General features: G+C 38.1%; 20 protein-coding genes. 9 read left to right on the plus strand and 11 right to left on the minus strand.

Annotated elements, in window-relative coordinates:
* Window positions 1–67: 67 nt before the first annotated feature.
* Both H4K35_RS01790 and H4K35_RS01795 read left to right on the plus strand, forming a co-directional pair.
* Window positions 68–1237: a glycosyltransferase family 2 protein gene (locus tag H4K35_RS01790; protein WP_182625668.1), complete on the plus strand. Its 1170-nt coding sequence runs from the start codon at window positions 68–70 to the stop codon at window positions 1235–1237.
* Window positions 1238–1320: 83 nt separating this feature from the next.
* Window positions 1321–2622, plus strand: coding sequence for a dihydrolipoamide acetyltransferase family protein (locus H4K35_RS01795; RefSeq protein ID WP_182625669.1), 1302 nt, complete (start codon window positions 1321–1323; stop codon window positions 2620–2622).
* Between the two features lie 98 nt (window positions 2623–2720).
* Here the strand turns inward: H4K35_RS01795 and H4K35_RS01800 are convergent, their stop codons facing one another.
* Window positions 2721–3227 carry a DUF1648 domain-containing protein gene (locus H4K35_RS01800; protein ID WP_182625670.1) on the minus strand — a complete coding sequence of 169 codons (507 nt, stop codon included), beginning with the start codon at window positions 3225–3227 and terminating at the stop codon, window positions 2721–2723.
* Between the two features lie 175 nt (window positions 3228–3402).
* Window positions 3403–4425, minus strand: a complete 1023-nt coding sequence (locus tag H4K35_RS01805) for a YafY family protein (protein WP_182625671.1) — start codon at window positions 4423–4425, stop codon at window positions 3403–3405.
* 132 nt (window positions 4426–4557) lie between these two features.
* Here H4K35_RS01805 and H4K35_RS01810 point away from each other — a divergent pair, with 132 nt between their 5' ends.
* The 5 genes from H4K35_RS01810 (at window position 4558) to H4K35_RS01830 (ending at window position 10527) form a co-directional block, all read left to right on the plus strand.
* Complete coding sequence (locus H4K35_RS01810; RefSeq protein WP_182625672.1) at window positions 4558–5121, plus strand: GNAT family N-acetyltransferase; 564 nt, start codon at window positions 4558–4560, stop codon at window positions 5119–5121.
* 796 nt (window positions 5122–5917) lie between these two features.
* Complete coding sequence (locus H4K35_RS01815) at window positions 5918–7012, plus strand: slipin family protein (protein ID WP_255492328.1); 1095 nt, start codon at window positions 5918–5920, stop codon at window positions 7010–7012.
* A gap of 212 nt (window positions 7013–7224) precedes the next feature.
* Window positions 7225–7977 carry a nucleotidyltransferase domain-containing protein gene (locus H4K35_RS01820; RefSeq protein ID WP_182625673.1) on the plus strand — a complete coding sequence of 251 codons (753 nt, stop codon included), beginning with the start codon at window positions 7225–7227 and terminating at the stop codon, window positions 7975–7977.
* Complete coding sequence (locus H4K35_RS01825; RefSeq protein WP_182625674.1) at window positions 7974–9035, plus strand: nucleotidyltransferase domain-containing protein; 1062 nt, start codon at window positions 7974–7976, stop codon at window positions 9033–9035. Before H4K35_RS01820 ends, H4K35_RS01825 begins: the two co-directional genes overlap by 4 nt.
* A 58-nt stretch (window positions 9036–9093) precedes the next feature.
* Window positions 9094–10527 (plus strand): RtcB family protein, encoded by a 1434-nt coding sequence (locus H4K35_RS01830; protein ID WP_182625675.1) that lies wholly within the window; start codon window positions 9094–9096, stop codon window positions 10525–10527.
* Between the two features lie 45 nt (window positions 10528–10572).
* Here the strand turns inward: H4K35_RS01830 and H4K35_RS01835 are convergent, their stop codons facing one another.
* The 4 genes from H4K35_RS01835 to H4K35_RS01850 form a co-directional block, all read right to left on the minus strand.
* Entirely contained in the window at window positions 10573–11220 is a 648-nt protein-coding gene (locus tag H4K35_RS01835) for a DUF4272 domain-containing protein (RefSeq protein WP_182625676.1), read from the minus strand.
* 44 nt (window positions 11221–11264) lie between these two features.
* Window positions 11265–12140, minus strand: a complete 876-nt coding sequence (locus H4K35_RS01840; protein WP_182625677.1) for an alpha/beta fold hydrolase — start codon at window positions 12138–12140, stop codon at window positions 11265–11267.
* A gap of 14 nt (window positions 12141–12154) precedes the next feature.
* A complete protein-coding gene (locus tag H4K35_RS01845) occupies window positions 12155–12586 on the minus strand; it encodes a MarR family winged helix-turn-helix transcriptional regulator (protein WP_182625678.1) in 432 nt (143 codons plus the stop codon).
* A gap of 175 nt (window positions 12587–12761) precedes the next feature.
* The gene (locus tag H4K35_RS01850; RefSeq protein WP_182625679.1) at window positions 12762–13478 is read right to left on the minus strand and encodes a DUF1963 domain-containing protein; all 717 of its coding nucleotides are present in this window, start codon (window positions 13476–13478) and stop codon (window positions 12762–12764) included.
* A gap of 49 nt (window positions 13479–13527) precedes the next feature.
* Between H4K35_RS01850 and H4K35_RS01855 the strand changes: the two genes are divergently transcribed.
* On the plus strand, window positions 13528–13983 hold the full coding sequence (locus H4K35_RS01855; RefSeq protein WP_182625680.1) for a hypothetical protein: 456 nt from the start codon (window positions 13528–13530) through the stop codon (window positions 13981–13983).
* Here H4K35_RS01855 and H4K35_RS15715 read toward each other — a convergent pair whose 3' ends face one another.
* Both H4K35_RS15715 and H4K35_RS15720 read right to left on the minus strand, forming a co-directional pair.
* On the minus strand, window positions 13984–14367 hold the full coding sequence (locus H4K35_RS15715) for a hypothetical protein (protein ID WP_255492329.1): 384 nt from the start codon (window positions 14365–14367) through the stop codon (window positions 13984–13986).
* Entirely contained in the window at window positions 14352–14645 is a 294-nt protein-coding gene (locus tag H4K35_RS15720) for a DUF6266 family protein (protein ID WP_255492330.1), read from the minus strand. The genes H4K35_RS15715 and H4K35_RS15720 overlap by 16 nt, the downstream gene beginning before the upstream one ends.
* 455 nt (window positions 14646–15100) lie before the next feature.
* On the opposite strand from H4K35_RS15720, the gene H4K35_RS01865 reads away from it, so the two are divergent.
* Entirely contained in the window at window positions 15101–15640 is a 540-nt protein-coding gene (locus H4K35_RS01865) for a hypothetical protein (protein ID WP_182625681.1), read from the plus strand.
* Window positions 15641–16082: 442 nt separating this feature from the next.
* On the opposite strand, the gene H4K35_RS01870 is transcribed toward H4K35_RS01865, so the two are convergent.
* The 3 genes from H4K35_RS01870 to H4K35_RS01880 form a co-directional block, all read right to left on the minus strand.
* Complete coding sequence (locus tag H4K35_RS01870; protein WP_182625682.1) at window positions 16083–16607, minus strand: DUF4252 domain-containing protein; 525 nt, start codon at window positions 16605–16607, stop codon at window positions 16083–16085.
* A gap of 6 nt (window positions 16608–16613) precedes the next feature.
* Entirely contained in the window at window positions 16614–16832 is a 219-nt protein-coding gene (locus H4K35_RS01875; RefSeq protein WP_182625683.1) for a hypothetical protein, read from the minus strand.
* A gap of 155 nt (window positions 16833–16987) precedes the next feature.
* Window positions 16988–18016 (minus strand): YncE family protein, encoded by a 1029-nt coding sequence (locus H4K35_RS01880; protein ID WP_255492331.1) that lies wholly within the window; start codon window positions 18014–18016, stop codon window positions 16988–16990.
* Between the last annotated feature and the right edge of the window lie 105 nt (window positions 18017–18121).

An 18121-nucleotide genomic window follows, 5' to 3' on the forward strand; every position in this document is an offset into this window, starting at 1 on the left:
AAGTAATTAGCCTTTTTTTTTTACACTATATCTATTGAAGTTTTCTTAATCCTACTATATTTGCCACATGCAATTATCTATAATTATTTTAAACTACAACGTTCGTTTCTTCTTGGAGCAATGCATTAAAGCTGTGCAAGCCGCAACTACGGCAATTGAAGCAGAGATTATCGTAGTGGACAATAATTCTCAAGATGGTAGTGCAGAGATGATGCGACAATTATTCCCTGAGCTTTTATATATCGAAAATAAAGAAAACATGGGTTTTCCCAAAGGGAATAATATCGGAGTTCAGGAGGCAAAAGGGGAGTATATCTGTATTCTCAATCCAGATACTGTGGTAGCAGAGGACAGTTTTTTAAAGCTCTTGCACTTATTTAAAAGCAGGGAAGGCCTCGGTATTGTAGGTTGTAAGATGATTGATGGTCGAGGGGAATTTTTACCCGAATCAAAAAGGGGAATTCCGACCTATTGGCGGTCTTTGATGAAGGTAACGGGGTTTTATAAGCTCTTTCCTACTAGTTCGATTGTTAATGGCTATTATGCCGCCCATTTATCCCAAAACACTAGTGGAGCAGTGGAAATCTTAGTCGGAGCTTTTATGTTTATGCCCAAACACCTCTATTTAACTCTAGGAGGATTTGACGAGCGTTTCTTTATGTATGTAGAGGATACTGATTTGTCCTATGCAAGTTTAAAAGCAGGCTATGAAAACTTTTACTTTGCTGACACCACAGTGATTCACTACAAAGGAGAAAGCACTATAAAAGATTTGGAATACGTCAAACGATTCCATCGAGGCATCCAGATTTTTTATGAAAAACACTTTCGAAAATCCTATTTGTTCGACCTCTTAATGCGCCTTATTACGTTTGTTTTTCTATTGTTTAAGCAAAAGAAACACAGCCCTAAATTGGATATTGTATCGCATACCATAGTCGTTAGCCCAAATAAGCATTTTAAAAAACAAGTAGAACGCGCGTTAGAACGAAGCATTGAACATGTTGAACAACTGGATAAACTTCAAGAAATCCTTCATCAAAAAGTTCAGTCGAATGGCGATTTATTGGAAATTGTCTTCGATGGCGATTATTTAACTAATAAAGAGATCATTACCTTTATGCATAAAAATTATAGATCAGAAATAATTTATAAAATTAAACCTGTAAATTCTTTGTTTTTGATTGGTAGTAATGATAGTAATAGTAAAGGTTCGGTAATAATTTTAGAAGAATGATAATTTTATCTTTACGTGGAATAAGTCCGAAATATTATTAAATTTGTAATCTGAATTAAGAAACACAACCTTAGGTTATAAATATGGCAAAGTTCGAATTGAAATTACCCAAAATGGGAGAAAGTGTTGCGGAAGCAACCATTACAAACTGGTTGAAGAATGTAGGGGATCGCATTGAGGCTGATGAGACAGTATTAGAAATCGCAACGGATAAAGTTGACAGTGAAGTTCCATCAGAAGTAGAGGGAACTTTGGTAGAAATATTATTTCAAGTAGACGATGTTGTTCAAGTAGGACAAACGATCGCTATTATTGAAACTGAAGGAGGAGAAGTTGCTTCAACTCCAGCGGCTACAGCAACTCCAACTGTTGCAGCAGTAGAACAAACAGTACAGGTGGCACAAGACGTTGCTGCTCCAGTAGATTTTTCAGCTTCTGAAAAATTCTTTTCACCTTTAGTAAAAAATATCGCAAAAGAAGAGGGGATCTCTTTGAGTGAATTGGAAGCAATCCAAGGAACAGGGAAAGAAGGCAGAGTGACGAAAAACGATATTTTAGCTTATGTTGAACAAAGAGGCTCTCAGCCACAAGCAGCAGCTCCAGCAGCGGTTGCTAAAGCTCCAGCAGCTCCGGCTCCAGCAACAGCTACTAAAGCAGTTCCAGTATCAGTAAACGGTGGAGATGAAATCGTTGAAATGGATCGTATGCGTAAACTGATTTCAGGATACATGGTACAGTCTGTTCAAATTTCAGCTCACGTACAGTCTTTCATCGAAGTGGATGTTACTAATATCGTAAACTGGAGAAATAAAGTTAAAAATACTTTCGAAAAGAGAGAAGGTGAGAAACTAACGTTCACACCAATCTTTATGGAAGCAGTGGCTAAAGCATTAAAAGACTTCCCAGGAATGAATATTTCTGTAGATGGTGATTTCATCATCAAGAAAAAGAATATCAACTTAGGAATGGCTGCAGCATTGCCAAATGGAAATTTAATTGTACCTGTAATCAAAAACGCAGATCAATTGAATTTAGTAGGTATGGCTAAAGCGGTAAACGACTTAGGAAACCGTGCAAAAGCTGGTAAACTAAAACCAGACGATACACAAGGTGGAACGTATACGGTAACAAACGTGGGTACATTTGGAAGTGTATTTGGTACGCCAATCATCAACCAACCACAAGTAGGTATTTTAGCTTTAGGAGCTATTCGCAAAGTACCTGCAGTTATTGAAACTCCAGAAGGAGATTTCATCGGTATCCGCCAAAAAATGTTCTTATCACACAGTTATGACCACCGTGTGGTAGATGGTGCTTTAGGAGGATCATTCGTGAAACGCGTAGCTGATATCTTAGAAGCTTGGGATATCAATAGAGAAATTTAATTTAGTTTACAGTTGACGGTTTACAGTTGACGGTAGATTTAAAAAATAGTAGGGGTTGTCTTGTATAAGATAACCCCTTTTTTTGGTTGTAATTTGTTTTATTTGGATGTAATTTGTTTCTTTTTGGATGGGAGTAAGAAGAGCAAAGGCAATAAAGAGACCGCCAAGATGATCACCAAAAAATACGAACCCAATCCTTCACTACTCCCCAAAGCCGTCTGAATGGTTTGGTATTGGAGATAAAAGAAAATGACTAGGGTAATAAGGTTCAAAAAACGCATCATGCGCACGGCTTTGGTGTACTGTTCCTGAGCATTTTCTTCTGTTATTGTGGTCGGATAATTATAGAGGTGGGGCTTAGTTTGAAAGTAACGCAATAAAATAAAAATAAAAAGGGCGATTCCCACTAACAGAAAAAGAGAAGCTTTATGACCATAGGCATCAGGTTCTCCCGCAGCATTGTAGTGCGTAGGAATGGTTTCAGGTAATGACGCATAATAATATGCTGTTAGACCGAGGAAGGCAACTAATAGCAGTAAGCTGATTCCATCTATACAACGATCTAATGAGGTTGAAGTGATTTTTAAAATAGGATTTTTGGCCATAAGGTGTAGTGTATTTAGTTTTTGAATTAAAGGAATTATACATAGATTATTTCAATTTATGTAAATTTCTCATCCTATGTGTGAGGTTGAATTACTTCAGTCTAAAACAGCTTGCGATCGTTTTCTTTTTATTTGAGTTGAAGGCTGTACAACAGTGTTTATATGTTGACGTAGATTAGCGTTCTTCTTTCAAATAATGCTGATGCATTTTCTCTACGCGTTTGGCAATCTGGCGTTGTAAATGGCGAGGGGAAAGTACTTTAATCGCTTCGCCAAACCCCAAAATCTCGCGTTCTAGTTCAAAATTGAGTACCACGTCTAATCGTATTTTAATTCCTTTTTCATTTTCTTCTAGCAGTTGTTGAGAGCTGTGAATCGGTTTGGTTTTGACATAAGGCGCGTGATAGTGATTCACCCATAAAATAACTTTCTGTGCGCGATCTTGTTCTGTTTTCGTTACCCCTAATACATCTTCAAAGTAGCGGTCGAAATCAACTCCTTGGTATTCTTTATAAGGTTCATTGGCCAAAGTATATACATGGGTAATGCGATCTAGTGCCAAAGTAAGTAAATGTTTGTTTTTACTACTTCGGGTAATCAAAAACCAGCGGTTGCGGTATTCTTTCAACAGATAAGGGTAGTAAAATTGTTTGGATGCTTCTTTGGACTTGAACGACTTGTATTCAATAAGCAAGGTCTGTTTATTTTTAATCGCTTCGTACAACGGGCTGATAAACTTGATTCCCTTCAACAACGGATTGCCTTCCATCTGAATGTAGTTGGGTGCTTTTGTACTTCGCGTTAATAAGCTGTTGTCCAATTTGGCTATGACTTCACTCATCTCATCGACCTGACTAAATCCGTTTAAGTGCTTTAAGATGGCAACGACTTCTTTGAGTTTCTCCATATCGGCATCATTAATCGGAGAGTTTTTGATGCTGTATTGGGGATCTTCATAGGTGTAGTATTTGCGGTCTACAACCACAATAGGAGCGTTATACCCCAAGCTATCGCTTCGCATGGTTTGTATGTCCATTTGGATAGTGCGCTTGCTGATTCCTGTATCAATTCCTTCGTACTCATATAGCCCATCGGCAACTTTTTCGATTAGGTCGTCTAACGTCCACTTTCTGAATCGGTTTTGTAAACATTCATCAAGAATGCGATAGCGCAATAAGGCAAGTTTGTTTGTAGCCATAGCATTGAATTTAAAATACAAGTTCAAAAATAAGTAAAAAGAAAGGATTGCGCATAGGGATTGCGCAGTTGTTAAAACAAAATCAAGAGGTGTGAATTAAAAGTGTATATTTAAGTTCTAAATCCGAATGAGATGTTGAAATCCTTTTCTTTTATCCCACAAACCTGCCTTTTAAAGCAAGAAGATGCCGTAATTATTAGAGAAGCCCAAGTAGAAGATGCTGAGGCTTTAAATCAATTAATTCGAACGTATTTACAAGACAGTGATTATATTCCTTTAGAAGTAGAGGAATTTACTAAAACAGAGGAGGAAACCAAACAATGGATTATTTCTTTACAGCAAGCCTCAAATTCGCTTTTATTGGTTGCAGAGCATAACGGACAATTAATCGGAAATATAGATGTAACAGGCAGTTCAAGAAAAGCACTGCAACATACTGCAATTATAGGTATGGGAATCTCAAGAGATTGGAGAGGCTGTGGTTTAGGAACCTTACTTGTTCAGCATGTTATAGATTGGGCAAAATCTACAGATTGCTTGGAAATTTTGTGGCTTCAAGTGTACGAAGAAAACAAAGCAGCTGTTGGTTTATATCATAAACATGGTTTTGAAGTTATGGGACGTATGCCCGATTTTATTAAAGTGAGGAAGTGTTATTACACCAATCAAATCATGCAGAGGCAAATAAAAGAATAGATATACGATTCGAGAAGTAAAAAGGGAGTGTTTTTCATAAGAAAAATGACTCCCTTTTTGTTTTTCTTTCCTTTTAGCCTTTTGTTCGTTGTTTTTTTAGTCACATTTTTCTTTAACTACGCAGTATATGTGCGTACCTAATAAATCAGTACTGTAGTTTAATATTTTAAACTATTGATAATAAATGTTTTGAAATAATAGTGTAAAATATTTTAATCTACGCAGATTGTTTGCGTAGTTAGGTGTGCATCTTTGTACTGTTCGAAAGATACAAACCTAGGAAGCGTTTCTGTATAGCGCGGAAGTAAGGGACAATCGTTTACCTTATTCTGTTTGGTCAAGTAGAAAATGAGGTTCGACTCCTCACGTTCTTTAGTAGAATGACTAGTGGTTTAGTTTCAATATTCGGGTCGTAGGTTCGAATCCTACCATTGCAATAGCAATGTAACTCAGTGGGTAGAGTAGAATATCAATTGCCTTAAAAGCAATCTTTGGAGAAGCTGGAGAACTTCGTTAAAAATCTCCACCATGGAAAAGTTCAGTCCATTAGTGTTTCTGTTTGCTGCTGTTCTTCTTGGAGAAGGACGCAATAAACACTTCGCTCAAGCTTGTAAAGACAAGGTAGAGGATAGGAAGAGAATTAGGGATCATATAGGTCGAATCACTTGCTTGCTGAGGGATTCCAGACTATAGACAAATAATTCGATTGTTTCGTCTCCTTCTTTTTCCGCTGATGGTGAAGGAAACCTAATAGGATTGTTCTTTTATAAATGATATAAAAAAATAAAAATAATTGATGATGAGAAAGTTACAAGTAAAAACCAATCACGTGGCCTTAGTATTTAAGCAAGGCGAATTGCAAAAAGTATATACCGCTGGTCAATACTGGTTGTGGGGAAAAAAAGAGGTGGTAGAATACAATCAGGCAGAACTATTTCCGATGCGTAGAGATATGGATGCACTGTTGAAAAATGAAGCATTACTGGCTTTGTTAGAGGTGGTAGATGTGATGGATAATGAAGTAGTTTTGGTCTATCGAAATAATATTTTTCACACAGCATTAGCTGCGGGGCGCTATATCTATTGGAAAGAAGCACAATTGTATACCTTTGAACGGTATGCGATTGACGGTTTGGAAGTTCCTTCAACAATTGCGCGAAACATTAGAACGAAGGGGAATATGCTCAACTTCTTGCGTGTGTATACCGTTGGTGCAAATGAAAAAGGCTTGTTGTTTGTCGATGAACAGTTTCAAGGTATTTTGAATGCAGGTGACTACTGCTATTGGAAGAATGAAATTAAAGTTCAGCTTCTCTCTGTCGATGTGCGTCAGCAAACAATGGATATGAATGGACAAGAAATTTTGACCAAAGACAAAGTGCAGTTGCGCATCAATTTCAACATTGTGTATCAAGTACGCGATTTGTTATTGGCTTATGTGGAAAATAAAGAGGTAGAGAAGCAAATGTACAACAGCGTGCAATTGATGTTGAGAGAAAAAGTCGGGCGTATGTCGTTTGATGAATTGATGGAAAACAAAGAAAATGTCTCTCAAGCCATTTTTGATGAAGTACACAATCAAATTTCAGCCTTGGGCATTAACCTTAAAGCTTGTGGTATCAAAGATATTATCTTGCCGGGGGATATTCGAGAGATTATGAATCAGGTTTTGATTGCTGAGAAAAAGGCACAAGCCAATATGATCACGCGAAGAGAAGAAACAGCTGCTACCCGAAGCTTGTTGAATACCGCCAAATTAATGGAAGAAAACGAAATGCTGATGCGATTGAAAGAGATGGAATACCTAGAGAAGATTGCAGATAAAGTAGGCGAAATCAGCTTGTCTGGCGGTGGTAATGTATTGAAAGAATTGAAAGCGTTGTTTGGTTAATAGTGAGTAGTGAGTAGTGAGTAGTAAGTAGTGAGTAGTGAGTAGTGAGTAGTGAGTAGTGAGTAGTGAGTAGTGAGTAGTGAGTAGTAAGTAGTGAGTAGTAGTAAGTAGTAAACAGTTTACGGTTTGCAAATCGAGCAAAGAGCAAAGCACAAAGAGCAAAGCACAAAGAGCGAAGAGCCACTTACCACTCACCAATTAAAAAATGAAAAATGAAAAATATAATACAACAAAAGATAAAAGAGATCGAATCCTCCCATGGTATAGAAGTACTATATGCCTGCGAGTCGGGAAGTAGAGCTTGGGGATTTGCCTCTGTAGACAGCGATTATGATGTGCGTTTAATCTACAAAAGAAAACAAGCAGATTATGTAAGTGTTTTGGAACCGTCAGATTTTTTACAGTTACCTATGGATGGGTTATGGGATTTTAATGCCTGGGATCTCAAAAAGGTATTGGGACTGTTGATACGATCAAATACGACGGTTTTCGAATGGATTCAATCGCCTATAGTATACAGAGAAACTAGTTTATTTAAAGAAGAACTGTGGCAATTGTGTCAAAATTACTATTGCCAACAAACCCATACGTATCATTATTTGGGATTGGCAAAAAAGAAAATTTTGGAGAATCAAGAAGAACAAATTAAGTACAAATCCTTATTTTACATTTTACGCGCGTTGCTTTCTGCTCAATGGAATGTTCAGTTCAATTGTATTGCTCCCATGGAGTTTGCTCCGCTCTTAGTATTAGTTCAGGATGAAGCCTTGAAAGAGGATATCCTACAGTTGATGAAGGAGAAAGAAAGTTTGACAGAAAAAGAGATGTATTTTTGGAGCGCTAATTTAAAAGCCTATATAATGGCATTGTATGACTCCTTATCAAAAGCAACCGTTCATAAAAGTAAAAACGATTTTGATCAGGAACAGATCAACTTTTTCTTTAGAAAGGAGGTAATGAAATGACGATAGAAGAAATGAAAGCCAAAGGGCTTGTGCTCTTTGAGTGTATCAGTGGAAGTAGAGCCTACGGATTGGCAACCAAAGATTCGGATACCGATATACGTGGGGTTTTTTATCTGCCCAAGGAACTTTTTTATGGACTGACTTATATCCCTCAAATTAGCAATGAAACCAATGATGTTGTGTATTATGAGTTGGGGCGTTTTATAGAATTGTTGAGCAAGAACAATCCGAATATTTTAGAACTCTTAGCCACACCTGAGGCGTATGTGTTGTACAAACACCCTATACTAGAAAAGGTTCGTTTAGCTGATTTTTTATCTAAATTAACCAAAGATACTTTTGCCGGTTATGCCTTGAGTCAGATGAAAAAAGCCAAAGGATTAAATAAAAAAGTATTTCAACCTATGGATAGGGAACGCAAAGATCTTTTAGATTTTTGCTATGTTCTAGAGGAGAAAAAAACCGTAGCGCTAAAAAACTGGTTAGTACGCAGGAGTAAACAGCAAGCCCAATGTGGTTTGGCAAAGGTCGATCACATGAAAGGATTATACGCTTTGTATTACGATGAGGATAGAAACAAAGGCTATAAGGGAATTGTTTACTCGGATATGTCTAATCAAGTGTGTTTGAGCAGTATTCCCAAAAATGATCCTATAGAAGCCTACTTCCTGTGTAAAATGGATGAGTATTCCAGTTATTGCAAGCAGTATAAAGAATATTGGGATTGGATAGAGAAGCGAAATGAAACGCGCTATCAAACGACAGTCCAACACGGCGGAGGATACGACAGTAAGAATATGATGCATACCATGCGATTACTGCTGATTGCTCGAGATATAGGCAAACAGGGAACGCTAGAAGTTTTTACCCCTTACCGAGCAGAATTGCTCCAAATAAAGGCTGGACACTTTACGTATGAAGAGCTACTCGAACGGGTAGCGGCCCTACATGAAGAAATAGAGCAACTGTACGAAACTTCTTCTTTAATGGAAAAACCAGTGCTAAAGAAGACGGAGGAATTGTTGGTCGAAATGAGAAACGAGTTGTATAGCAGTTAACAGTTGAGGGGCAGTAACCCGCGCAAAGAACAAAGCGCAAAGAACAAAGAAAAAAAACATGAAAGAAAATAAACAAATAAACGGAAATGATTTACTAGCCTTAGGATATCCTGAAACCAAGTTGTTGGGGATTGCCTTAAAGGCAAATAAAAAGCGAACTGGGCTAACACGTGTTGAAATGTTAGCTCACTATAAAATGGTTTTAGCTAATGCGGAGGATTATATCAACCATAAAGTATTTGGAAAATTAGCCACGGCAATTATTGAAGGAGTAGGACAGCCAGAAGAGGAGGAGGAAACAATCCCTTTAAAAGAAACCCCTGTAGCCTATAGTATTTATGGCGCTGATCAGATTGAAGAAGGAGCGATGAAGCAGATGGAAGTTGCCGTGAAATTACCCGTGGCTGTTGCAGGGGCTTTAATGCCCGATGCACATCAAGGATACGGATTGCCAATTGGAGGAGTATTAGCCACAGAAAATGCTGTGATTCCCTATGGTGTTGGTGTGGATATTGGCTGTCGAATGGCGTTGTCCATTTTTGATATTAAGGGAATTGAATTTTATGGAATGGAAGCCGTATTGAAGGAACAATTGGTGAAGCATACGAAGTTTGGTGCGGGCCATGGATTCTTAGGGCAGTATAAAGCCCAACATGCTATCTTGGATAGAGGGGAATTTAACTTGAATCCCTTTATCAAGAATCTACAAGATAAAGCCTGGGCACAATTGGGATCTTCGGGTGGAGGAAACCACTTTGTAGAATGGGGGATTGTGGAGTTTGCTCAACGCGATGAGGTGTTGAATATTGACCAAGGAACGTATTTGGCGTTATTGACCCATTCAGGTTCTCGCGGAATGGGGGCGATGATTGCGGGTCGATACACTCAGATTGCCAAAGATTTGTGTAAGTTGCCTCAGGAAGCGAAGAATTTAGCGTATTTGGATCTGAATTCAGAAGCGGGTCAAGAATATTGGACGTTAATGAACTTAGCAGGAGATTATGCTTCGGCTTGTCACGAGGTGATTCACGATAAATTGACGAAGGCGATTGGGGCTGAGGTCTTAGCAAAAATTGAAAACCACCATAACTTCGCTTGGAAGGAAATGTATCAAGGAAAAGAGGTAATTGTTCACCGAAAAGGAGCGACTCCGGCAAGTAAAGGCGTGATGGGAATTATCCCAGGGTCCATGACGGCACCGGGGTTTTTAGTCCGCGGAAAAGGAGAAGAAGAAGCCTTGAACTCTGCTTCCCATGGAGCAGGACGACAAATGAGTCGAACACAAGCCATAAAAACGCTAAAAGCTAAGGATATCCAGGCCGTTTTAGAGGATCATGGAGTTGACCTAATCGGAGCAGGTAAAGATGAAGCACCGATGGCGTATAAAGATATTCATCAAGTGATGGCCGCCCAGGGCGATTTAGTAGATGTGGTAGCGATGTTTACCCCTAAAATTGTCCGAATGGCTGATGACGGAAGTAGAGAAGATTAAACAAAAGAAAACCTCTTGTGCATCACAAGAGGTTTTTTATTTTTACTAGGTTCCCATTTCGATTGCATCCCAATCCGATTCTGCATTGAGCAGCCATTCTAATGCACGACGGCGTTCGTATACAATGCCTTCATTGACTTTGGCTTCTTTACCCGCTAGGCGTTCGTCTACACAATACCAATGTAGGCGATAGTAGAAATCGAGCATGCTGTACAGCTCTTCGACTGAGTGCATGGTTGTGATCTGATCTAAGCGATTGTTATCTTCTCCTTCTTCTAGATTAGGTAACATCGCAGCCATCGATTCGTCATTCCATTCTGTTTCGTCTAAATCCGGAATCATTTTAGCCGCCCACATCAGTGCCCATAATCCTTCCAAATACCAACGCAGCGTATTGATTTCATATTGATCTAAATCCTCTTGTGTTTTCGATAGGATTTCTTTTTCCCAAGCCGATAAGTGTTTGGTTAAATTTTGTTTTTCAATCCATTGCTGGATAATGTGTACCGGAGCTTCGAAAGAAATGTTAATCAAAGCATTCATCACAGACATACGCCCAATTAACTCTTCTTGTGTTCGCAATTGTGGCTGTTCCAAAATAGGAAGCCAATCGATGTAGCGATAGTTCTTTTCAGCAATACGAGTAATATTGTGCGTTTTGATAGCAATGCGTTGTTCTTCTGTAAGTTTCATAGTTTTTTTTGTAAAGATAGCGGAAATAGCCCTGTTTTGCATCCCTAGATTTGACTAAATGCGTTGAGAACCTTTTGGAATCTTGCAGGGTGCAAATCGTGTCCCATATGTTCTATTAACAATAGTTTGGAATGAAAGATAGCAGCATGCAAATCTAAACTATGTTCTTGGGGGAAAATAGGATCGTTGGTTCCGTGAACAATGAGCGTAGGACAACTGATATTCGCCGTAATTTCTGGATTATAAGGTGTAAATCCGATAGCACATACATGAAGTAAGGTATTGTTTGGTTTTGCATTGCGCTGAAAGTCTTCTTCGATGAGCTGAATCTCTTCTTGTTCATTCAAGGGTAAGTCGGTACTACCAATCCGTTGAAGGAAGGCCAGTCGCGCTTGAATGTGTTGTTCTTTATCTGTGAAATAATTCGGTAGTGGTGCCATCATTTGTTGCATCACTTCGGGAGATGTTTGAGGCAGAATAGGATTGAGCGAAGTAGTCATGATGAGGGTCAACGACAAAACGCGGTTGGCATAGGTACTCGCTAACAGCTGTCCTACAATTCCTCCCATAGAACGCCCCATAATATGAGCCTTTTCAATTTGGAGATAATCCAAGAGGTGAATAGCATCAGCAGCTAAATCGTATAAGGTATAAAAAGGAGCTTCAGCCTTTCCCTTTTGGAGTACATCCATCACTTCTCCTGTATGAGCAAACGAATGAGGCGTAAAAGAAGAGCATCCCGTATCGCGTTGGTCATAGCGAATAACATAATAGCCTCGTTCTACCAGTTGTTGACAAAACGGAAGGGTCCATCGCGTTAATGCTGTCCCCAATCCACTGAGGAGGAGTATGGCAGGGTGTTTTGATTGCCCAAAGGTTTGGTAACACAGTTCTATATTGTTTATTTGTACTTTTTTCATACCAGGACATAAAATTAAAAAGAAGTGAATTCAGGGTCAATTTGTTTAAATATAGCCGTGATTGCTTGAAGTTGATTCATTGTGATTTTAGGAAGTATATCGTTTGCTAAGGCATCTGCAGTAACTTTAGCCTCTTCGTAAACGCGTTGGCCCGTTGCTGTTAGAACAACATAACTCACTCGTGCATCTCTGGCATTGCTTTCTCGTCCTACCAATCCATTTTTTTCTAAAGGACTCAATAAACGAGTTACCCCTGATGGAGTTAGTCCCATACGACTGGCCAAGTCAATGCGACGCATTTGTTGCTCTGATGTAGAAGCAAGGAGGTGTAACAGCATAAAATCAGTATAACCTAAACCGTGCATACTCAGTCGATCAAATTTTCGCTGTAAAAGGGATTGAGTTTTTGTCAGGTTAAAGAGTAGAGACAAAGATTCATTTTTCATTTGATATATGTTTGATTAGTCAAATACTTTGCAAATATAGAAGGAAAATTTAATAAAAAAATGCCAAGGATAGTTTGCTTCCTTGGCATTTTTTTAGTTGTTCCGTGTAGAGCAGTAAGAGCGGAGCTACCCAAAGCTTTTTCTGCGCTTATGAGATAAAACAAGAAAGTATAACCTAAGACTGTGCCCAATAAAAGGAACAACGATCAAAATGGCGATTCTTTAAATCGTCTTTGTCTATTAATATAGAGAAAACCCCTTCATCATTAAATTCATTTTCACCCACTTGAAAGAGAACAACTTGATTCGAAGCCACTACTTCTTCAATTTCCTCTTTTCCCAACTGGCAATGGGTGAAAAAACCAAAGATCTTGGAGCGCAAAGTACCGCCAAAATAATCCCAGTAGTATCCGTGTTCATCCGCATCGTCTTCTTCGTAATCTTCTTCAGGCAGGTAGTAGCGGTCGCTCCATTGGTCTACATCTGCATAGATACGATCGATTAAAACCCCGTAGAAAAAATTATCATCGTGTTCAGCAATGATTCGAACTAAATCTTCATTTTTTACATCTGCATAGATGACTTTGCCTTCTTCTGTCATGATATCCACAAAAAAGAGCAGTTGTCCCGTTTTGGGCAGTAATCCGTACGGATCAAGAGGTGCAAATTGAGTGAGGTCCAATTGACCAGCGAAGCGCAATCCTTCGGGATGTTCTACTCCAGGGGGTAAATCAATGACCGGACCTCCGTAGCGAGAATGTCCTAAAGGGATTTCAACTTCCGTATGGGGAACATCGCGTTCCTTCATCCAATTTTGTCGACCCAAAAATACGGGATAGTATTGCTGTTTCGCTGCTTCAAAGCGGATAATATCGATGGTTTTATCGTACATTCGTTTATATTTAATAATAAAAATTAAAGATAATTAGTTTTACTTCAAGATGAACCGTCCCCAAACTAAAAAAACACGCTGGACTACTGCCTTTTTTCACCTTGTACTCTTTATAGGGTTGGGGTATATGCAAGCCCTCTTATCCATGACTCCCTTTAAAGATCAACCGTCGAGCAATCTTTCCTATGCTTTTTATACGGATGTGTTTTGGGCGGTGACCTTGACAAGTGTGCCCTATTTTTTGTTGCAACTCTTGCTCTATCGCGTACAACCACACAAGCTGCAATTCACCTTGCATCTGTTTTTGGTAGGTTTACTGTGGTTCTGGATCAATTTGGGGGTATTCCTCGATCGAGAAGCGGGCTGGAGCACGTATACAACGGTGGAATCACTCTACGCTACGTTGAGGTGTAGTGCTTGGTTGGGTGTAGGCTTGGTGGCTTTTGGATGGGGAAGTTGGAGAGTGAATCATCACCGTAGTAAAGAAAAAGTAGGCCAAAAATAGTTAACTAGTACGCTCAGGTTTTGAATCAAAGAGATGGTACTGACTCGTGCTATTTCTTTTCTGCTCGGCAGATTCCCAAATACTCCACAAGTGAAGCCGTTCTATTCCCCAATGAGAAGGCAGTGAAAAAAGCAGTTGTCCCTCATGTCGTGTTCCTATTTTTTGAAAGATATAAAACTCGTCTAGTTTATCGTGATACACAAGTAAGGTAACTTGATCATCCGGTTGGCTGAGGATATTACTCAATCGAGTATCCCAAGTGAATAAAAAGGTGTGTTGCTCCTGTTGTTGAAATTGCTCCTTCGTTGCTGCGGGTAAAGTACCTATAGCGAGTAAAATCCGATCGAGAACGAGGTAAGGCGTACCCGCTAATACGGTGAACATTGCTTCATGAGCAAGGAAATGAGTTGTTCCTTTCCTGATAGGCGTTTGTTATTGATTTGAAGTTCGACGGAATACAAATTCACCACATCTCGAACTTTGTTTACAAAACTAGAAACCAAACTGAACTTTTCTCGCTGTAGCTGTTGAGCAGGGGAGGCTTTTCGTTTAATAGATCTTGGATTGGTGCGCAATAAGTTTTTGCCTCTCCACTGATACCCCACCATATTGCCAATTTTACCTGATACCCCACCTAAAATACCGTCTTTTATTTCTGCCATCGTTGCTTTTTTTTATTTTCTAAGATAGTAAGATGAATGCCAAAAAACGTGTAGTATTCAAAACTGGTTTGTAATTGTAAGTAGTTGTTTTTTACTTGGTTATTTTGTATTTAATCCAAAAGATAAAGGAATCAACGAACCCTTTTCGGTAGTCAAGAAGAAGATATGAAGTGTTTTTATTTGAGATAAAGGATACTTTAGGTTAGAAGCTAGTTGAAGTTTGAACAGAGGATGCTTCGAGTGTGCTTCGACCCTGCTTCGACAAAAAGGGCTTTTTTCCAGATATACTCGGAGGGGAGTCGGAGAAGTGTTGGAGGGGAGTAGAGGAGTGGTGATTGATACACCGGAAACGACAACTGGAAAGGAAGTTTTATATCATTATTTAAATCGATTAAATAAAGGGGAATAATCTATTTATATAGAAGAAATTCTACCTTTGTTAGAAAACAAAGCATATGAAAAAACTATTTACTTTAGCCCTATTGGGCTTACTTACTTTAGGGTGTAAACAAGGGGAAAAACAAGATAATCCGATTAAAGAAGAGCCTACTGGAATTGCCGTTTCACAGGTATTTGAGCAAAGTGAAGCACTGAAAAAAATCAGCAGCGAATTGCTGATTCCCATGGAAATCGTAGAGCCCAATGCAAAAGAGGTAACCACCAAATACGGATTAGAATTTGGAGGAAATTGTTATGCTTGCGATGTGGCAAATATTTTAATTGACGGAGAAATGATTACGCTGATGAATGCGTGTGATCTAAATAGTCAAATCTCTTTTATCATTGAATCAGTCGAGGAACAAGGACAGCAGATTAATATCCGCACTAAATTGCACACTTTTGTATTTGAACAAGTGGATGATTATCCTGTGTATAGCCTAAAAGTGATAGGAGAAGAACTAGATGAATCTATATTTAGAGAAGGAGCCTTCTATACGTTGCGCAGCTTATTGCAAACTTTTGAAGTACACGATTGTGAAGATTTTGAAGGATAGGCTTTAGCCACTTCTAATTGATCGAAGGAATATCAGGCGGTTAATAAAGAAGGAGCCTTTGGTATAAAGCACAACAAGTCTTAGCCCTTTTTGGACCAAAAGAAGAAATTGTGATGGTCGCTCATCACAATTTTTCTGATTCGTTCTGTATCGCTATTACCCTCTATTCTGGTTGATCCTCATCATTCTTTTTAGAGCTTCCTCCCATAAACATGAAGATCGCCACAACAAGACCTACACATACTAATCCAAAGATAATGATCATAAATGTGCCATTAGCAAAATTGTACAGTGGTAAATTCATTAAGTTCATAATACGTGTTTATTTATGTTATTCTGTACTAATTTATGAAAAAAAATAATAATACAGTATGATAAATGTCAGTATATTATGACGAATAATAAAAAACGCCTCTTTTTTTTTAAAAGAGGCGCTGTTTTTTTATAGTTTATCTAAGGTATTTCCTAAGGGAAGATTCATTTTCTTTGTTAAGGAAGACAGCTCGTTTAAGCTGAAATTTCCTGTGATTAGGACTAATACTGTTTCTTTGGAAGGATCTACACTTTCGTTTAGCATGACTAGCTCAGCAATGTTCTGGTTGCTACCCGATTTATCAATGTAGATGACGATTTTTGCGTCATTGTCTTTTTTATTTATGAGCTCTTTTAGTCCATTAGCTTGTATATATTCCTGAACCGCTGTAGTCATCGCTTTTTTATCCTCTGAGGATTTGGTGTTGAATACCCGTAAACTCGTCAATTTCTTAATTAGGTCAAAGTAGCGTTTTTCTTCAACATTTGTCGCTTCTACCTTCACATTGGCCATCATCTCAAACATCTTCTTATTTACGACTACATTGTTGATGCTCTTGCTCTTTTCAAATTTCGAAAAGCTGTCTTGTCCAAAGGCTACATTTGCGGTGAAAATAACAAAGCAGAGAAAGACATATGATATTATTCGTTTCATACTATTCTAATTAGTTGTATCGCTAGTATTTAAGGCTTTAGAAACCTCCGATAAAATGGTTTTACACTCCTGGTAAGCCACTTCTGGATTGGTAAAAGTACCAAGGCTGGTTTCTGGGGCTGCTGATTTTGTAGTATTCAAGTATTGAGATTGTACAACCAATACAAGTAAACTTACAAGCAGTATCCCACCAATGAAGTAGGTGAAGTTTCTTTTGTTCTTCATTATTCTTGCGAACTAAATTAATATTATTGTAAAAATATAAAATATAATGGAATAATTACCATCTATTACTAATATAGTGTGAAAGCAGTATAATAAAAAATGCCCCAAAAAGGGTTTAACTTTTTGGGGCATGTCTATTCAGACTCTTATTTTTATTACTTATAGTTAGCGTAAAAGTTGTTCGTCATAATTCCCGCTGTGAAGCTACTTACTTTTTTACCTTGTCTATAAACATTTACTTTACTAGGCTCGTTCATATCTCCTGCGTCTCCGACGTAAATGACTTTGTTAATTACATTAAACCCGTAAAAGGATGATACTTCGTTGAATGTTTCTGCTTCCAGGCTTAAAACTGGTGCTGTTTGTACGTAGGTGTCATTAGGTTTCCAATTGTATACCTCATTCTTACTCGTATAGTATAAATCGTTGTTGTCTAAACGGAGGTTTTTTGCGTTAGCATTTCTCGTTGAGAAGAATTCTAAAACCTTTTCATCTGTATGTGCATCAAATTTAAGGAAGAAAGACTTGTCTTTAGTAGACGATATCGCGTAAACAAAATCACCTAATGTAGCTATTCCTTGCAATTTGTTGTCGATCGCTATTTTTTTCGTAATCGCAAATTCTGCGTTGATTACCACAATCTCACTTTTGGTTTCTGAAATATTCTTTTGTACATACAATTTAGTATTCCAGGCTAAGATTTGCCCTACTGGTGCATCCATTGGTATTTCATGAATGAATTTGTTGTTTGCATCATATACAGCAACCGATTTTCCCTCTTCGTTAGTTACGTATAGGTTATTGTTCGCAAACGCAATATAAAGTGGTTTGTTTAATCCTTCTTTTATCGCACCTAGGTGTTTAAACGTATAGCGATCAAAGATTTCGATCGTATTTGAACCTTTTAAAACTACATAGGCTTTATTGTCTTTAAAAGCAATACTATGCGCTAGATCTCCTAATACTTTTTCTGGCGTTTTTGCAATGTTTTCAAAGTACTTGTCGTAAGTAAAAGATGAAAATCCTATAGACGCATCATTTAATTGAAAACCTCCCTCGTTTAATATAATTAATCCGTTCTCAAGATTCGGACCTGGTTCTACCTCTACAAAAGGATCATCCGCTGTACTACAAGATGTTGAAAGGATTGATAATGATAGTGCTAGAAATAAAAGTTTTTTCATATTTAGTTGCATAGTATTAGTATTACACGAAAGTGAAAGTTTAATAAAATGTTAATTTTTATCTTTCTCAAAATTAGTTTTTATTCTGAAATAAACAAGAACTAA

Origin of the sequence: Myroides sp. NP-2, from assembly GCF_014145665.1 — a bacterium.
Lineage (GTDB): Bacteria > Bacteroidota > Bacteroidia > Flavobacteriales > Flavobacteriaceae > Flavobacterium.

What these genes read in the sequence shown, in the direction of transcription:
- H4K35_RS01790 (WP_182625668.1), top strand. Translation starts at nt 68, where the DNA reads ATGCAATTATCTATAATTATTTTAAACTACAACGTTCGTTTCTTCTTG.
- H4K35_RS01795 (WP_182625669.1), top strand. Translation starts at nt 1,321, where the DNA reads ATGGCAAAGTTCGAATTGAAATTACCCAAAATGGGAGAAAGTGTTGCG.
- H4K35_RS01800 (WP_182625670.1), bottom strand. Translation starts at nt 3,227, where the DNA reads ATGGCCAAAAATCCTATTTTAAAAATCACTTCAACCTCATTAGATCGT.
- H4K35_RS01805 (WP_182625671.1), bottom strand. Translation starts at nt 4,425, where the DNA reads ATGGCTACAAACAAACTTGCCTTATTGCGCTATCGCATTCTTGATGAA.
- H4K35_RS01810 (WP_182625672.1), top strand. Translation starts at nt 4,558, where the DNA reads ATGTTGAAATCCTTTTCTTTTATCCCACAAACCTGCCTTTTAAAGCAA.
- H4K35_RS01815 (WP_255492328.1), top strand. Translation starts at nt 5,918, where the DNA reads ATGATGAGAAAGTTACAAGTAAAAACCAATCACGTGGCCTTAGTATTT.
- H4K35_RS01820 (WP_182625673.1), top strand. Translation starts at nt 7,225, where the DNA reads ATGAAAAATATAATACAACAAAAGATAAAAGAGATCGAATCCTCCCAT.
- H4K35_RS01825 (WP_182625674.1), top strand. Translation starts at nt 7,974, where the DNA reads ATGACGATAGAAGAAATGAAAGCCAAAGGGCTTGTGCTCTTTGAGTGT.
- H4K35_RS01830 (WP_182625675.1), top strand. Translation starts at nt 9,094, where the DNA reads ATGAAAGAAAATAAACAAATAAACGGAAATGATTTACTAGCCTTAGGA.
- H4K35_RS01835 (WP_182625676.1), bottom strand. Translation starts at nt 11,220, where the DNA reads ATGAAACTTACAGAAGAACAACGCATTGCTATCAAAACGCACAATATT.
- H4K35_RS01840 (WP_182625677.1), bottom strand. Translation starts at nt 12,140, where the DNA reads ATGAAAAAAGTACAAATAAACAATATAGAACTGTGTTACCAAACCTTT.
- H4K35_RS01845 (WP_182625678.1), bottom strand. Translation starts at nt 12,586, where the DNA reads ATGAAAAATGAATCTTTGTCTCTACTCTTTAACCTGACAAAAACTCAA.
- H4K35_RS01850 (WP_182625679.1), bottom strand. Translation starts at nt 13,478, where the DNA reads ATGTACGATAAAACCATCGATATTATCCGCTTTGAAGCAGCGAAACAG.
- H4K35_RS01855 (WP_182625680.1), top strand. Translation starts at nt 13,528, where the DNA reads ATGAACCGTCCCCAAACTAAAAAAACACGCTGGACTACTGCCTTTTTT.
- H4K35_RS15715 (WP_255492329.1), bottom strand. Translation starts at nt 14,367, where the DNA reads ATGTTCACCGTATTAGCGGGTACGCCTTACCTCGTTCTCGATCGGATT.
- H4K35_RS15720 (WP_255492330.1), bottom strand. Translation starts at nt 14,645, where the DNA reads ATGGCAGAAATAAAAGACGGTATTTTAGGTGGGGTATCAGGTAAAATT.
- H4K35_RS01865 (WP_182625681.1), top strand. Translation starts at nt 15,101, where the DNA reads ATGAAAAAACTATTTACTTTAGCCCTATTGGGCTTACTTACTTTAGGG.
- H4K35_RS01870 (WP_182625682.1), bottom strand. Translation starts at nt 16,607, where the DNA reads ATGAAACGAATAATATCATATGTCTTTCTCTGCTTTGTTATTTTCACC.
- H4K35_RS01875 (WP_182625683.1), bottom strand. Translation starts at nt 16,832, where the DNA reads ATGAAGAACAAAAGAAACTTCACCTACTTCATTGGTGGGATACTGCTT.
- H4K35_RS01880 (WP_255492331.1), bottom strand. Translation starts at nt 18,016, where the DNA reads ATGAAAAAACTTTTATTTCTAGCACTATCATTATCAATCCTTTCAACA.